This is a genomic window from Acinetobacter celticus (genome assembly GCF_001707755.1).
GTDB lineage: Bacteria > Pseudomonadota > Gammaproteobacteria > Pseudomonadales > Moraxellaceae > Acinetobacter > Acinetobacter celticus.
The window spans coordinates 288844-304640 of record NZ_MBDL01000008.1; the positions used below are offsets into that span (position 1 = coordinate 288844).

Sequence of the window (15797 nt, forward strand, 5' to 3'; positions counted from 1 at the left end):
TAAAACTTACCTATTTCTATTTTAATCTGATCATTCGAGAGTTAATTTATTACTAATGATCATTAGTAATAAACTTCGAAGAGTACCTTTGTCGTTATAGGATAAATAACTGTCGTCATATGAAAAGTGATTTGTACCTTGAGTATTGTAGTTTTAGCTATTGTTTTTCACACCCTAAACAAAATACAAAACATGGATTTTAAAGGTGTCGTACAAGTACATCAAGGTTGAAAAATACATAGAACGATAGGTTTATCACTTTTTGTAATATGAAAGGATTTTTATGCAAATTGAACAATTAACTTGCCATATAGGTGCAGAGCTGAGTGGTATTAACTTGGCAGATGCGATTCATGATGATGATTTATTTTCTGAAATTCGTACGCAACTTCTTAAGCATCGTGTTTTATTCTTACGAGATCAGCCATTGACTGGGGCTGAGCATGTTGCCTTTGCAAAACTTTTTGGGGAACTAGAAGACCATCCTGTACTTGGAAGCAACCCAGAAAACCCCGGATTGGTACAAATTTATAAAAGACCTGATCAGCCACAAGATCGTTATGAGAACGCATGGCATACAGACGCTACTTGGCGTGATGCACCACCGATGGGGGCAGTGTTACGTTGTGTTGAGTGTCCACCAGTAGGTGGTGATACAATGTGGACAAATATGGTACAGGCTTATGAAAATCTACCTGAAGATGTAAAGATAAAAATTGATGGTCTTCGTGCACGTCACAGTATTGAAGCTAGTTTTGGCGCTGCAATGCCGATTGAAAAGCGTTTAGCACTCAAGGAAAAGTTTCCAGATGCTGAACATCCTGTAGTTCGTATTCACCCTGAAACAGGTGAAAAAGTCTTGTTTGTTAATAGCTACACGACTCATATCAGTAATTATCACACACCTGAACGTGTAAGATTCGGGCAGGATGCTAATCCTGGTGCAGCAGACCTATTGCGTTACTTAATATCACAAGCAGCTATTCCTGAATATCAAGTCCGTTGGCGTTGGAAGCCTAATAGTATTGCAATTTGGGATAATCGCAGTACACAGCACTATGCAGTTATGGACTACCCTGCCTGTCATCGAAAAATGGAACGAGCAGCTATTATTGGTGATCGAACATACTAAATTTATATGTTTATTTGCTCCACCCAATCCGTTCTACAAAATATCTATAAATTATTAAATTTCACCAAATATTCCATAGAGCTCATAATTTAAGCTCTATGGAATTTATCTTTATTTTTCATAAAATCAGCATATTACGCAAAATACTTATGTTAGAACACATTTAAGGCATCTATATTTCAACCAAAAAATATCGAGTCTATAATAGTTTTATTACCATAAACTAAATAAAAATTAGAGACAGCGCACTCTGTAAGACTGAATTTTTTAACCTAATTAATTTACTGCCCCTACGAGTGCGTCTTGGAAGCAGCACTCCCCCTAATGCCCCACCTAGATGAAATCAGTATCGGGTTTAAACACCCCTCAACTGTAATTGCGCTACAAAACTCGACTACGACCACAATCGCTAAAATGATGAATGAGTTTGTACAAAAACTTTTTGAGTTATGTCATGGCACGAAGTTCTTATCAGCATGTAATGAAAGAAGAAAACGTTCAAAATTGAACTTTAAAACAGCTTCAGAATATATCAATAAACTACCTCGGTATTTCGGTCGTCTGTTGGTTATTCGGATTGATTTACATTTACCTCAAGACAATAAAGAAATGCAGGTCGATGAGCTTAAACGTCGATTTGGTACTTTCTTACAAAAAATTAGACGTAAACGCTCACTCAACTTAAAAGGCTACATATGGAAACTAGAATATGGTTTTCATCAGTCCTTTCATTATCACTGTCTTTTTTTTCTGGATGGGCGAAAACACGCACAAGATATTAAATTGGCCCAAATGCTTGGTGACATATGGGATCAAATCATCGAAGGCAAACATTGTTACTTCAATTGCAATCACCCGAAATACTTGAAACGTTATCAACAACCGATTACAGGGCGCTTAGAACCTTATGATACTGAAAAATATGATCTGCTATTAAATCAAGTTATTCGCTATTTCTGTAAAAAAGATCAATTTATTGTCCATAAGTCGATTGCAAATAAAAAGAGATTTGAGACAGCCCGTCTACCCTATGTAAAAAAACGCCTAGGGCGACCACGTACACAAACTGCTTAGTTTTAATTAACAAGGAACCCTATCTTATGTTAGACCATAACGCTCTACAAAGCTTCATTGAAGAATCACAAAGAAGCCTAGAACAATTCACAAACTTACAAGCTCAATCAATACTTAAGCAATACTCTTGGCATCAAAATAGTACAAGGTTCTTGTTCGAACAAATCACGAGCCTCATGCAGGCAATCGAACTTGATCAAATGAAATGGCTATCCAAGTCCCCTTCATCTTCTACTGTACAAAAATGGCAAATGCTGTTCAATTGTATTCAGCTGGTTCAGAACTCACCGCCTTTACCTATGGGCTATTTGATCAGTCCTTATATTAAGGCGTTTGTGCAGCAAGTCAGTCAAATAACTCTGAATCCAAACTGGAATAACCAACCAATTGATGTTGTAAAACAAATTCAAACAGCATTGTATGCTGAAAAAGCAGGTTTAAAAGCTACGGCATACAAAGAAAAAATAAATACGCAACTCACTATTCAAAATCGTTATTTTGATCAAATACTACGTAAGCACAAACACATCAATTGTTTTTTTCTGGAAATTCCATATAGCAATACAACCAATATGGTTTCAAATACCGCAATGCAACAGTACGAATCTAGTTTTCCACCACTACTCAAAAAATTCTTTTTAGCATTGTGGCAAAATCGGGACTTCGATAAAAAATTATGTGACATTCAATGGCGTATTGTAAAAGGGCTAGATGGTACAATTATCGCTCAGATACTTATTTATTTTGTTAGTGACATCTCCATTGAAGCACGTGCACTACGTAGAATATGGAAAGTATGTTGCAGTGAACTTCTGCCTTATATCAAGGATGATACTTTATATGTTCACCCACCCATGACTATCTACAAAGAACACGCCCTTGCAAAAAAACAATGGAAGGATTTACTCAAAAACTATCATAAACCTTTAGAGTATTATCATTACAAAAGTAGCAATATCACCTATGAGTGGAAATCCTATACAGGAAATATTTAATTGAATACAAATGGCAGAATACCCTCTGCCATTTTTTTATTTAACTTTTTTATTTTCTACTGATATGACTTTTAAAACAAAGTTCATCAACACAAATAAAAGAGTTTAAAAAAACAATTCTGATCTAACTATCAGACTTTTCTTGTCCAATATCATACAAAGACAAGCAATCCAATCCAATTTTTTATGTGGGGTAGGTTGTGGGGTAAAACTACAGGCAAGAAAAAAGCCCTTGTAATAACAAGGGCTTAATTCAATATTTGGCGGAAGCGGTGAGATTCGAACTCACGGAGGGGGTAAACCCTCGTCGGTTTTCAAGACCGGTGCATTAAACCGCTCTGCCACGCTTCCATGGGCGTCATAATATAAATAAATTAAGGCTTTGGCAAATGATTTAAAAAAAAAGTGTTTCGATTGGTTAAAATAAAATCAAAAAATCATACTAAGTAATCTGAATCCTGCTTAAGAAAGCAAGATCATTCACCTTTTGAGACCAATTCGCTATTTTGATTATGAAAAAATTTATGATTTGATTTGATCTCATTAAAATTGGGCTTAAATGAGCCAAAAAATTACACTTATTTTATCATTTTAAAGAAAAAACCTTATCCGCGATTCAGGTTAAGTAAGTTTATTAGATGGTTCATACCGAATTGCATTGATAAACCATATTTTTTTCCCAGAAGGCGTAATTACTTCAGCTTCATCATCAACTTGTTTAGACAACAATGCACGCGCCATCGGTGAATCAATTGAAATATGTTGCGGATGATGATCATAAATTTCATCCACACCAACAATACGTAAAGTCTTTTTTTCGCCTGCTTCATTTTCAATATCAACCCATGCACCAAAATAGACTTTACCTTCCTGCTCGGCTGAAAAATCTACAATATGTAATTCTTCAAGACGTTTTCCGAGGTAACGCACACGACGGTCAATTTTGCGCAAAATTTGTTTGTTGTATTGGTAATCTGCATTTTCTGACCGATCGCCAAGACTTGCGGCCCAGTTCACTTTTTGGGTAATTTCAGGCCGTTCTTCATGCCATAAATGCTTTAATTCAGCGACCAGCAAATCATGTCCGCCACGTGTAATTAAGTTGGATTTCATAATAATTTTAGGCCGTTGTGATTACATTTAACTGGGGTTAAATGGGTATATTATGCCATTTTTATACACAAAAAAAGGCTACAAAATTAATTTATTAATTAAATTATACACTTACGATACATATTTTAAATATTTTAAGTACAAAATTTGACAAGTCTTTTTTTCATCTTTATTATGCGCACATCTTCCAATGTAGTTTGTTTTTTAACCAGTGTAGTTTTTCTGCACAATATTCGATTCACTCTTAGTCATTTTTGAATGACGTCATGACTGCCCAACCCCTTATCGAATTTATCTAACTTGTAAAAGTTTAAGGCCTGTTGCCTTTGCTTTTTAGGGCATAAATACTTGTAGCGGAGACAACATGCACAGTAGTTCAACTTCTGGGTCGAGGCTTTGCCTTAACTCTTTTAAATCTCTCCCGATTAAAGCACTCGCATTTAGCACTGTATTACTCCCATTTCACAGTATTAATGCAAGTAAAACAGCCTATCAGTTTGATGATGTAGTAAACAACAATAAACTGGTTGTTGTATCCGTGGTAAATCCAACCACAGTATTTGAAGAAAGCGAACATTTTCATGGCTTTGGCTATGATATTGTACGAAATTATGCAGATAATTTAAATGTAAAGCTGGAATTTAAAACGGTAGCAGATAATGCTACAGCTTTAAAATGGGTCAAACAAGGTAAAGCCAGTTTTGCCATGACCACAGCAAGTATTCAAAGCATTGAAGCAAAGAGCTTAACTTCGTTCTCTGCAACATGTGGTGAAACTGTATCTTTGCAAAAAAACGGCTTAAATTCCAACTTAAATTGGGTTTTTAAACATGCCGATGATCCACTTAGTCAAACAGCAAGCGGTTTCGTTTGTCGTGCAAAGCAAAGTGGGACGTTGCAACAATTGGCTTCCTTTTATAATCGCAATATAATTAAAGAAGAATCGTGGAATAGTATTCAACGTGACCTCAATAATCGTATGCCTATTTATAAAGCTAGCTTTAAACGTACAGCGCAACAATATGATTTAGATTGGCACCTATTGGCAGCCATTGGTTATCAAGAATCATACTTAAAACCCAACTCTGTCTCTCCCACAGGTGTTCGCGGTTTAATGATGCTAACCAACAGTACAGCGAAAGCTATGGGTGTAAGCAACCGTACAGACCCAACTCAAAGTATTCAAGGTGGTGCAAAGTACTACGACTTAATGCTTAGTCGATATGCAGATATTCCATACCCAGACCGTAATTGGTTTGCTCTGGTTGCATATAATATGGGCCCTGGTGCAGTCAATCAGCTTCAGACCCGTATTAAGTCTCAAGGTAAAGATCCGAATAAATGGGTCAACCTATATTCTTATTTAGATAAAAACAAAGCCAGCAATGGTCGCTATCGTCAAGCGGTGCAATATGTAACACGTATTCGTGCATATTTAGAACACATTAAGACGACACCTGAATTGGTCAATATCTAAATCTAGATACCATATTCACAAAAAAAGCTTACCTCTGGGTAAGCTTTTTTTACATATATTTCTTTAAGTTAACTTAAGCGGTTTGCTCAAGTACTTTTTTAAACAAATCTTTCTGCTCTTGGCTTGGCTTAGCGGTTTGCAATGCCATCAATTGAGACATATCGCCTTGCACTTTAATTTTACCGGTCATAAATGCTTGCATCGCTGCAGCCATATCAAACTCTAGAAAAACTTTACGTAAAGTTTCTCCATCCATGTTCAATGTGGTTTTTGCATTTGAAGATAGGCCTTTTTTAATCGCACCGCCCTCTAAAGATAATTCAGTATTACCTGAAGCGTCTGCAACCACTAAGTTAATGGCTAGATTTGCAAGTGCTGGTGACAAGTTTAAGTCCCCCGCTTGTGCGGTAAGGGTCTCAACATTTGAAAACCAATCATCAGTTAAAAAAGCAGGCATGATGTTTCCTCAATTTATTTGTTCATTACGTGAAGCCTATCCAGGCCGCATCTTTTGAAGCTATTTTGCTTGATGCTTGTTATAGCATGTAAATATAATTTCTACCTAAAGTTTTTTGTACGCAGCGTTCAGTTTTTATCTTTCTTATACAACTTTGATATAAATCAAAAATAAAAAAAGCACCTTTAATTTAAGATGCTTTTTTTAGTGCAAAAAATACGATTATTCTGCAGCAAAGCCTAGATTGACCATATTAATACGCTTAGGTTCACCTTCAGCTTGCTCTTCGGTTGAGTCGCTAGTTTTAAAATCAAACTCACGTTGCTCGTCCAATGCTTCAAAATCAAACAATTCACGGTCTGCGAGTTGTGAAGGCGAGACGTTTTGCAACGCACCAAAAATACTGTGTAAGCGTTTTGGATAGTCTTTGTCCCATGTACGCAACATGTCATTCAGTATAGCGCGCTGTAAATTTTCCTGCGAACCACACAAGTTGCACGGAATAATGGGGAATTTACGCATTTCTGCATACTTAATAATGTCTTTTTCTTCGACGTATGCCAAAGGACGAATCAAGATGTTCTTTTTATCCGATGACAATAGCTTCGGTGGCATCGCTTTTAAACTACCACCATGGAACAAGTTCAAGAAGAACGTCGCCAAAATATCATCACGGTGATGACCCAAAGCGACTTTGGTTGCGCCAATCTCTTGAGCGAAGCCATATAAAGAGCCACGGCGTAATCGTGAGCATACGGCGCAGTAAGTTTTACCTTCAGGCGTTAAGCGTTTGGTAATGGTATAGGTGTCTTTTTCAAGAATATAATAAGGAATATTATTTTCTTCTAAGTAACGAGGCAGAACATCTTCTGGAAAGCCAGGTTGCTTTTGGTCTAAGTTCACGGCAACCACATCAAAATTGATCGGTGCAATGCGCTTAAACTGCAACATGATATCCAATAAGGTATAGCTGTCTTTCCCACCAGAAACACATACCATTACTTTGTCACCGTCTTCGATCATTTTAAAATCACGAATGGCATGACCAACTTGGCGACGGAGCTTTTTCAGCAAACGGTAGTACGCAGAACTAGTCGGCAGTTCCGGCTTGAAATTAAATCCTTGTTCGGACTCAACTGGCGAGTACATAGACGAGGTAAACCCATAAATAAAAATACCGCGTAATTTTATCCGATTCAGCAGCATCCCGCATCAAAAGAATGAAAAATTAATTGCTAGAAAAATATTGTCATCAGTTCTTCATTGATAGGATGTTATTTTGAACGGTTGAGTTTATTTTTTAGCCAAGATGCTTATCTTTTGGACTTTTCCACAGTTTTCCACAAATCCTGTGGATAACTTTGTGGATTTAAAACCACTTGACAGCTTCTCTGGCCCTCCTTTTAAGGGTTCTATTTAAATTGATCATTTTTTGATCAATTTAAATATTGTTAATATTCAGTAGTTTATATGTGTCAAGTTATGCTGGATAAAAATAAATTAATTATTTTTTTGATTATTGAATCATCAAATTGACTTGCTTTTTACAAACTAATTGCGAAATAAATCACTCAAGCCTGTGCAATGACTTTTTTTTTGCTAAACTCGTGCTTAACTGTTTGGGGACAGAATCTTTTCTATTACGATAATGAACAATAAATTCGCAATACTTACTTTTTTTTATACTTGCAGTGTTGCGACAATGTTTTCTGTTGCAGGTACGACGCATGCCGGTCAAATTTACGTATATAAAGACAACAAGGGTAGTACGCTACTGACCAATCGTAAAAGTTCAGATCGTTCTTTGACTAAAGTCAAAGTAACTTATTATGCAGACAGTAATATTCACTCATACCGTAATTGGGGTTCGAATGAAGCAGCTGTTTTACCCAGCTATAGTCGCAATAAAGATGCTTATAACCACATTATTAAACAGGCAGCCCAACAGCATGGTGTTTCGGAAGGTTTAATTAAAGCAGTCATGCATACCGAATCCGGTTTTAATGTCAATGCACGTTCGCCAGTAGGCGCTCAAGGCCTCATGCAACTCATGCCTGCCACTGCACGGCGTTTTAATGTCTCGAATGCTTTTGATCCACAACAAAACATTATGGCGGGTGCAAAATATTTAGCGTGGTTAAATAGACGTTTTAATGGCAACACCTCTTTAGTACTTGCGGGCTACAATGCCGGTGAAGGCAATGTACAAAAATATGGAGGAATCCCTCCTTTTCGTGAAACACAAGATTATGTCCGACGCGTCACTAGTCGCTATAACAACTTATATTCAAGAGGCGCAGGTCTGGTAAGTGAGATTCCCCCCTCTTCATCGCAGGGTCAAATCATTGCCAGTTCAAGCAATTATTCATCAGCTGCACCAGAAGTAAAAACACCGCAAAATTCCCGTCAAATTATCCAAACAGCTGATGGCAATTTTACCGATGCACCCGCTGGCTCATATGCAACAGCAAATGCAAGTGCTTCTGCCCATATCTATTTCAATCAATAACGAAATTTTTTGCTATTTTTTATAGTTGATTTACGATTTTTCCTTGAATTTTCGAAACTTTCACCTCATATTCAATTGGATGATTTATATTAGTAAATCAGATTATTTTTATCTTATAAGAGGATTTTATCAATGATGCGGATTGGTTTGTTTTTGCTAACCAACCTCGCGGTACTGGTTGTAGCTGGCATTATTTTGTCACTCTTCGGTGTCGGCAGTTACCATGGCGCCGGTGGCCTAAATCTTGGTAACTTATTGGTTATCTGTTTTGTCTTCGGTATGGTTGGCTCAATGATTTCCCTGTTCATGTCTAAATGGATGGCGAAAAAAACAACTGGTACTGAGCTTATTGACCCGAATGCTCCTCGTAGCCAAGCTGAAGTATGGTTATTACAAGAAGTTGCTCAACTCTCTCAACGCGCTGGTATTAAAATGCCTGAAGTGGGTATTTTTCCATCTTATCAATCGAATGCGTTTGCAACGGGTTGGAACAAAAATGATGCCTTAGTGTCTGTTTCAACGGGCTTGCTAGAACGCATGAATAAAGATGAGCTTCGTGCTGTATTGGCACACGAAATTGGCCACGTTGCCAATGGCGATATGGTGACATTGGCCTTAATTCAAGGTGTCGTCAACGCTTTCGTGATGTTCTTTGCCCGTGTTGCGGGTGACTTTATTGACCGTAATGTCTTTGGTCGTGAAGAGGGTGAAGCCCCTGGTATCGCTTATTTTGTGATTACCATTGTGTTAGATATCGTCTTTGGTATTTTGGCATCGTCTATTGTGATGTGGTTCTCCCGTCAACGTGAATACCGTGCCGATGAAGCAGGTGCACGTTTAGCTGGTAAACAAGCGATGATTTCAGCTTTATTACGTTTACAAGCTGAGTCTGAAATGCCTGATGCAATGCCAAAAGAAATGAAAGCATTTGCAATTTCTGCAGGGAAAGAGGAAGGTTTTAGCTTAGCGGCTCTATTCCAAACTCACCCGAGTATTGAACAACGTGTGGCGGCTTTACAGCAATTAGATTGCCCATAAGCACTCCTTTGTTTCAATATATAAAAGCCTCCACAAGGAGGCTTTTTTTTGATTGTTTGATTCATATTTAAAATTACGCTTGTAGCTGTAAACAACGCAGTAAACTACCATTGATGTCAATAATACAAAATTGCTGAAGCTCAGGTAAATGCTGAATCTCCGTGAGTTTTGCCTGTGGAAATAAACTCCAATCAAGTGCGTTCCAATAATGGAAATACTCTTGAATATTATTAACGCGAATACATGCACTATGCCAAGAGTCTTGAGGTAAAAGATGCGGATGATGAAAGAATTCTAGAACCATTTCGCCCAGTTTTAAAATCATCCATTCAGATGAGTGATAGACCAGATCAAAACCTAGAAATTGATAAAAATTTGCAGTGTGCACAAAATCTATGGCAGGAAGGTTGGCTGTCAAATGTCCTTCAAATTTCATCTCTTGTTCCCCTATCCAGCTTGCATAGCCTGATATGCCTGCCAAAGCCAAGCACCGCCAGCCCAAAGCGCTACTATTAACAATAAAATAAAGAATAGCCCCAATAAATCTGGAATGTGAAGCCAAAACCAAGCCACAATTGGATTACGCCAAAATGCCGATTGTTGTTGTTTCTTTTCTAATTGTTCATGCAAAAATGGATGAACTACATGTGAGTCACCCTGAATTTGATATTCAGTCCGAATATGTTCATGTACCACATCTAAAGCTTTACGACTGGGTCGAATAAAAATATCAAATATAGTGCCAACAATGGGAATAAAACCAATGACTGCATCCATCATGGCCAATTTCATTACAGAATTTAATTTACTCTGTGGTACACCAATTTGTTTGGCTTTATAAATGGCATAGCAAGTCAAGATAAAGCCAGCAACATCGCCTGCAATAGGAATTGTGCTTAAAGCCGCGTCAGCGCCGACCCCTTGTTTGGTAAATGGAATACGAACCACTGAATCCATCATATTGGCAAATTTGGCCAAATCGCGTTCCAAACGAATGACTTCTTGCTGAGTTAATTTTTTTTTCTGAATGATTTGCGACATAATTTAATCGTACTTCACGGCTTTATCTTAATAGAACATAATAATTTTATGACGTATATAGTGGTCTGCGCGCTAGTGTATTAGAAGAGAAGTCTAGAGGCGATGAATAAATACACCAACACACCTGTTGCATCGCAAATTGAAGTCACTAAGGGGGCTGAAGCACTTGCAGGGTCCATACCAAAACGATTCAAAATAAAGGGCAAACTCATTCCAATTAAACAGCCCATCATCACAATAGTCAGCATACTCAATGCTAGAACCAAAGCCACCATTTCGTCACCACGGAAATAGCCCAATACAGATACTGCAAATGCCATAGTGCCACCTAGTAGTAACGCCACCAAACTTTCACGTCCCAATAAATAAAACCAATCCTTAAAATGTACATCACCTGTGGCCAAAGCACGGACCATCAGTGTGGCAGATTGTGAGCCTGCATTTCCTCCACTACCCACCAAGAGTGGTAGAAAAAAGACCAGCACAATATGGGCCGCAATAATATCTTCAAAATGTGCAATGCCCAGTCCAGAAAGCAAACTACCGAATACCAAAAAAACCAACCAATACACGCGTTTTTGATACAATTGCAAAATTGGTGCAAATTTCAGACTTAATTTACTGTCTGCATTTACCGCACCCGCTTTTAAAAAATCTTCCGTGGCTTCTTCACTGGCAACGTCCATGGCATCATCATAAGTGACAATTCCGACCATAACGCCTTGATGATCAATAATTGGCAATGCCAATAAATCATAACGTGCAATGGTTTTGGCGACTTCATCTTGATCTGTTTCAACAAAGGCAGAAACAATATTTGTTGCCATCAAATCTGCAATGTTTTGATTTTCTGGGGCCAAAATCAGTTGCTTTAATGAAACCACACCCAGCAGTTTCCGTGCTTCATCTAACACATAAGCAAAATAAATTGTTTCGGTATCGGGTGCTTCTAAGCGCAACATTGTAATGGCTTCTTTGACACTCAGTTCTGGTTTAAGCGTGGCATATTCAGAACTCATGATTGCACCCGCAGTGCCTTCGACATACGAAGACAGTAAGCGAATATCTTCCCTTTCAGCTTGTGCCAAAGCAGGTAACAGCGCATTTTGCTGTTGTTTATTTAAGTTTTTAAACAAATCTGCGCGTTTGTCGGAAGACATTTCACCCACAATTTCCGCCAAGGTCTGACGTGCCAAAACATTAGCAAAACGAACCTGTACTTCAGGTGCTAAATAGGAAAAGACATAGGCCCGATCTGGTAAATGTTGTAACAGCAATTGGCTATTTTCTAAAGGAAGCTGCGTCAGCACGTCCGCCAAATCGGCAGCCCGAAATGTTTTGACTGAATCGAGTGCAAGATCTAAATGTTGATTACTTAATGCATCATTGAGGAGATATAAAAAATTATTAAAGCCCATGTAAGCCCCTAGTTCTGTCTCTTGCACAGTAACAAGGGCATACATTCACATTTTATTATGATGAATACACAACCCCATCATTCTGAGCAAAAAAATTATAGCAATCTGAATATTGGAATGAATGACAACAATGCCTGTCCATTGAAGGGGTGAATCCTCATTTAACCGCTTATACGGCGCGACAATAGTACGAATTTTTACCATAAAGCTCAATCAATGCTTCAAAACAAATACAATTCAATAAGTTACTTAAGCTCTTTCCTTGAATTTAAAAATACTACGGATAAGAACATACATAAAGGGAATAAAAAGTAAGACCAATACCGTACCAAAAATAACGCCCCCCAATACGCTCACGCCAATTTCTTGACGACTGGCCGCACCTGCTCCAAAAGCCACAACCAAAGGAACAACCCCTGCCCCAAAGGCCAAAGAAGTCATTAAAATGGGACGTAAACGTAATACGGCTCCTTCTAAGGCAGCATCTATAACACTGCGCCCTTTTTCTTGTGCTGATAAGGCAAATTCCACAATTAAAATTGCATTTTTACATGACAAACCAATGGTGGTTAATAATGCAATTTGAAAATAAATATCATTGGGGAAACCGACAAAATAACTAAATAAAATATTGCCTCCAATACCCAAAGGAATGGCACTCATCACCGCCGTTGGAATACTCCAGCTTTCATACAACGCGGCCAAACATAGAAAAATAAAACCTATCGAAATTAAATATAGCCATGCAACTTGATGACTAGATTTTTGTTCTTCATAAGATAAGCCACTCCATGCCACATCAATACCTGATTCTTGTGCAACCAAACGCTGTACGTCTTGCATGGCCTGCCCAGAACTAATATTTTTTGCCGTATCGGCTTGCATTTGCAAAGCGGTATAGCCCATAAAGCGGTTTACAACTTCTGGCCCGCCCGTCCAATCAATTGTCGAAAACTGATTAAATGAAACCATTTGATTTTGTGCATTACGCACATGCCAATACTGCAAATCTTCTGGTTTTGAGCGAAATTCGGCATCACCTTGCATCATCACACGTTTAATCCGACCACGATCAATAAAGTCATTAATATAAGTTCCGCCCCATGCACTGGCCAAAGTACTATTAATTGCAACGGGTGATAGACCTGAAGCCATGGCTTGCTTTTGATCAATATTAACGTTTAGTTCAGCTTTATCTGGATTGGACTTTTTATCTAAATTTTCAAAACTGTGATATTCACCTGAGTGTTCTTTCAAAACCTTAAATTTATCTTCTAAATAAGACAGTCCTTTTCCGTCCATATCACGAATCCAGAACTCTAAACCGTCCGTTTGACCTAAACCACTGACAGAGGAAGGCATATTGACATTCACTTGCGCATTGGGGTATTGCTTAAAATATTTTATGGCACGTTCACGAATCGCTTGTGCCGTATTGGCTTGACCGGCACGTGCATCCCAATGTTTTAATGCAATAAAGCCTTGGCCTAAATTTTGCCCTGTGCCTGAAAAATTTCGTCCATAGCGAATCATCACCAAGTCCACATTGTCTTTTTCATGTGCTAAGAAATACTGACGAATTGATTCTCCCACTTCACGACTTTTAGACATGGGCGCGCCATCTTGCAATTTAAATTGGACGGATAAAATGCCCTGATCTTCGCTAGGAATAAAACTGGTGGGCAGTGCCCGATAAAACAAAGCAAAAACAGTAATTAAAGCAATAAAAATCACCATAAAAATAGTTTTATGCGCAAGCGCTATTTTTGAAATTTGAAGATAGCGACCTTTCAGCTGATCTAGCTTTTGATTAAACCAAATGGCCCATTTTGCAGGCTGTGGATTAGGTTTTAAGATTAAAGCGCATAATGCAGGGGTTAAAATTAGGGCAACAATTAAAGACAGCCCCATAGCAGCGACTAAAGTAATAGAAAACTGACGGTAAATCACACCTGTAGAACCGCCAAAAAAAGCCATTGGAATAAATACAGCCGTCAAAACCAATGTAATCCCAATTAATGCCCCACTAATTTCATGCATAGACTCAATAGAAGCTTGCTTGGCACTTAAGCCTTGTTCATGCATCAATCGCTCAACGTTTTCCACCACCACAATGGCATCATCGACCAACAAACCAATGGCCAAAACCAAGGCAAAGAGCGTGAGTGTGTTAATCGTCATGCCGACGGCATACAAAATAGCCAAAGTTCCTAAAATAACCACAGGAACAGTGATCGCTGGAATTAAAGTTGCGCGCCAATTTTGTAAAAACAGGAACATCACCAAGACCACCAAGGCGACCGCTTCAAATAGCGTTTTAACCACTTCTTTAATCGACTCTTGCACAAAAGGCGTATTATCTCGTGGGTAGACAATTTTATAACCATTGGGCAATTTCTGAGATAAATGATTTACTTCTTGCTGAATCAATGCCGATGTTGCTAAAGCATTGGCACCAGAGGCTAATGAAATCCCCATGCCTGCGGATGGATAGCCATTAATAATATTAAAAAATTGATAATTTTCTGCACCCAATTCTATGCGGGCGACATCTTTTAAATAAACGAAACGACCATCGACAGCCGATTTAACAATAATATTTTCAAATTCTTCAACCGTTTTTAAACGCGACCCAGAAGTTACTTTGGCATTTAAATACTGATTCCGTAGAACAGGTAAATCACCTAGGGCTCCGGCTGCAACTTGGGTATTTTGTGATTCTACTGCGTTACGAATATCACTTGGCATTAAACCATATTGTTTTAATTTAAGCGGATTTAACCAAATGCGCATGGCATATTGCGAACCAAAAACATCAACCTCGCCTATTCCGTCAATGCGTGCAAGGTCTTGTTCAAAATGTGTCATTAAATAATCAGACAACTCAATACTGGAGCTGTTATCTGATGCATCATATAAACCAATGACCATATGAGTGTCGCCCAAGGACTTATAAACATTCACCCCTTGGCGCTGTACATCATCGGGTAAACGGTTAATGACCCCATTAATGGCATTTTGTACTTGAACCTGTGCAGTATCTGGGTCTGTCCCATTTTCAAAGCTAATACTGATTCGGCTACGACCTGACGAATCACTACTGGAACTAAAATATAGTAAATGATCGATGCCTTTAATTTGCTGTTCCAAAACCTGTGTAACGCTTTCTTCCACCGTTTCTGCTGAGGCACCTGTATACGTTGCACTGACATTAATCTTGGGTGGTGCAATATCGGGATAACGCTCTACGGGTAAATTTAAAATTGCAAAAATACCCAGCGCCATGACCATAATAGCCAGTACACCTGCAAAAATAGGACGATGGATAAAGAATTTAGACAGCATCAGACTGATTCACTCGTCATGAGGGTTTTGTTATAAAACGTTATAAATATGAATAACAAATAATGATGGATATTCAGTGACTCACATAGAAAAAACAAGCTTATTCAACAGAAAACAGCAAATATATAGCAATGTGTAGAAACTATGAAGAAACCGTATTTTATGAAACATCAGAAGTTCCCCATAGATTGTTCTCTC

Annotated in this window: 13 protein-coding genes and 1 tRNA gene; 6 read left to right on the plus strand and 8 right to left on the minus strand. The window is 38.2% G+C overall.

The genetic code is table 11. The features are described 5' to 3' along the window. The first annotated feature begins 283 nt into the window (after positions 1-283). The 3 genes from BBP83_RS05490 to BBP83_RS05500 all read left to right on the plus strand — a co-directional run bounded on the left by BBP83_RS05490 (position 284) and on the right by BBP83_RS05500 (position 3201). Positions 284-1132, plus strand: coding sequence for a TauD/TfdA dioxygenase family protein (locus BBP83_RS05490; RefSeq protein WP_068886397.1), 849 nt, complete (start codon positions 284-286; stop codon positions 1130-1132). A gap of 303 nt (positions 1133-1435) precedes the next feature. Next, positions 1436-2206 carry a YagK/YfjJ domain-containing protein gene (locus BBP83_RS05495; RefSeq protein ID WP_141689954.1) on the plus strand — a complete coding sequence of 257 codons (771 nt, stop codon included), beginning with the start codon at positions 1436-1438 and terminating at the stop codon, positions 2204-2206. A 26-nt stretch (positions 2207-2232) separates the two neighbouring features. Then, the gene (locus tag BBP83_RS05500; protein ID WP_068886399.1) at positions 2233-3201 is read left to right on the plus strand and encodes a hypothetical protein; all 969 of its coding nucleotides are present in this window, start codon (positions 2233-2235) and stop codon (positions 3199-3201) included. Between the two features lie 261 nt (positions 3202-3462). Here the strand turns inward: BBP83_RS05500 and BBP83_RS05505 are convergent. After that, positions 3463-3552: transfer RNA gene (locus BBP83_RS05505), tRNA-Ser, on the minus strand. A 270-nt stretch (positions 3553-3822) separates the two neighbouring features. Next, positions 3823-4314, minus strand: a complete 492-nt coding sequence (gene greB / locus BBP83_RS05510) for a transcription elongation factor GreB (protein ID WP_068886400.1) — start codon at positions 4312-4314, stop codon at positions 3823-3825. A 364-nt stretch (positions 4315-4678) separates the two neighbouring features. Between greB and BBP83_RS05515 the strand changes: the two genes are divergently transcribed. Beyond that, positions 4679-5791 carry an MltF family protein gene (locus BBP83_RS05515; RefSeq protein ID WP_068886401.1) on the plus strand — a complete coding sequence of 371 codons (1113 nt, stop codon included), beginning with the start codon at positions 4679-4681 and terminating at the stop codon, positions 5789-5791. 73 nt (positions 5792-5864) lie between these two features. On the opposite strand, the gene BBP83_RS05520 is transcribed toward BBP83_RS05515, so the two are convergent. Both BBP83_RS05520 and ttcA read right to left on the minus strand, forming a co-directional pair. Next, on the minus strand, positions 5865-6248 hold the full coding sequence (locus BBP83_RS05520) for an SCP2 sterol-binding domain-containing protein (protein ID WP_068886402.1): 384 nt from the start codon (positions 6246-6248) through the stop codon (positions 5865-5867). 222 nt (positions 6249-6470) lie between these two features. Continuing rightward, positions 6471-7397 (minus strand): tRNA 2-thiocytidine(32) synthetase TtcA, encoded by a 927-nt coding sequence (ttcA, locus tag BBP83_RS05525; RefSeq protein WP_068886403.1) that lies wholly within the window; start codon positions 7395-7397, stop codon positions 6471-6473. 499 nt (positions 7398-7896) lie between these two features. Here ttcA and BBP83_RS05530 point away from each other — a divergent pair, with 499 nt between their 5' ends. Beyond that, positions 7897-8757 carry a lytic transglycosylase domain-containing protein gene (locus BBP83_RS05530; RefSeq protein ID WP_068886404.1) on the plus strand — a complete coding sequence of 287 codons (861 nt, stop codon included), beginning with the start codon at positions 7897-7899 and terminating at the stop codon, positions 8755-8757. 132 nt (positions 8758-8889) lie between these two features. Further along, positions 8890-9795: a protease HtpX gene (gene htpX, locus BBP83_RS05535; protein WP_068886405.1), complete on the plus strand. Its 906-nt coding sequence runs from the start codon at positions 8890-8892 to the stop codon at positions 9793-9795. Positions 9796-9868: 73 nt separating this feature from the next. Here htpX and BBP83_RS05540 read toward each other — a convergent pair whose 3' ends face one another. The 4 genes from BBP83_RS05540 to BBP83_RS05555 form a co-directional block, all read right to left on the minus strand. Further along, the gene (locus tag BBP83_RS05540) at positions 9869-10231 is read right to left on the minus strand and encodes a VOC family protein (protein ID WP_068886406.1); all 363 of its coding nucleotides are present in this window, start codon (positions 10229-10231) and stop codon (positions 9869-9871) included. Between the two features lie 11 nt (positions 10232-10242). After that, the gene (locus tag BBP83_RS05545) at positions 10243-10827 is read right to left on the minus strand and encodes a DUF4112 domain-containing protein (protein ID WP_171258051.1); all 585 of its coding nucleotides are present in this window, start codon (positions 10825-10827) and stop codon (positions 10243-10245) included. Between the two features lie 89 nt (positions 10828-10916). Further along, positions 10917-12254, minus strand: a complete 1338-nt coding sequence (mgtE, locus tag BBP83_RS05550; RefSeq protein ID WP_068886408.1) for a magnesium transporter — start codon at positions 12252-12254, stop codon at positions 10917-10919. Positions 12255-12503: 249 nt separating this feature from the next. Beyond that, positions 12504-15599, minus strand: coding sequence for a multidrug efflux RND transporter permease subunit (locus BBP83_RS05555; RefSeq protein WP_068886409.1), 3096 nt, complete (start codon positions 15597-15599; stop codon positions 12504-12506). Positions 15600-15797 lie beyond the last annotated feature (198 nt).

Excerpts from the sequence above, each read along its gene's own strand:
- BBP83_RS05540 (WP_068886406.1), bottom strand. The coding sequence starts at position 10,231 with ATGAAATTTGAAGGACATTTGACAGCCAACCTTCCTGCCATAGATTTT.
- BBP83_RS05530 (WP_068886404.1), top strand. The coding sequence starts at position 7,897 with ATGAACAATAAATTCGCAATACTTACTTTTTTTTATACTTGCAGTGTT.
- BBP83_RS05515 (WP_068886401.1), top strand. The coding sequence starts at position 4,679 with ATGCACAGTAGTTCAACTTCTGGGTCGAGGCTTTGCCTTAACTCTTTT.
- mgtE (WP_068886408.1), bottom strand. The coding sequence starts at position 12,254 with ATGGGCTTTAATAATTTTTTATATCTCCTCAATGATGCATTAAGTAAT.
- greB (WP_068886400.1), bottom strand. The coding sequence starts at position 4,314 with ATGAAATCCAACTTAATTACACGTGGCGGACATGATTTGCTGGTCGCT.
- htpX (WP_068886405.1), top strand. The coding sequence starts at position 8,890 with ATGATGCGGATTGGTTTGTTTTTGCTAACCAACCTCGCGGTACTGGTT.
- ttcA (WP_068886403.1), bottom strand. The coding sequence starts at position 7,397 with ATGTACTCGCCAGTTGAGTCCGAACAAGGATTTAATTTCAAGCCGGAA.
- BBP83_RS05490 (WP_068886397.1), top strand. The coding sequence starts at position 284 with ATGCAAATTGAACAATTAACTTGCCATATAGGTGCAGAGCTGAGTGGT.
- BBP83_RS05520 (WP_068886402.1), bottom strand. The coding sequence starts at position 6,248 with ATGCCTGCTTTTTTAACTGATGATTGGTTTTCAAATGTTGAGACCCTT.
- BBP83_RS05555 (WP_068886409.1), bottom strand. The coding sequence starts at position 15,599 with ATGCTGTCTAAATTCTTTATCCATCGTCCTATTTTTGCAGGTGTACTG.
- BBP83_RS05500 (WP_068886399.1), top strand. The coding sequence starts at position 2,233 with ATGTTAGACCATAACGCTCTACAAAGCTTCATTGAAGAATCACAAAGA.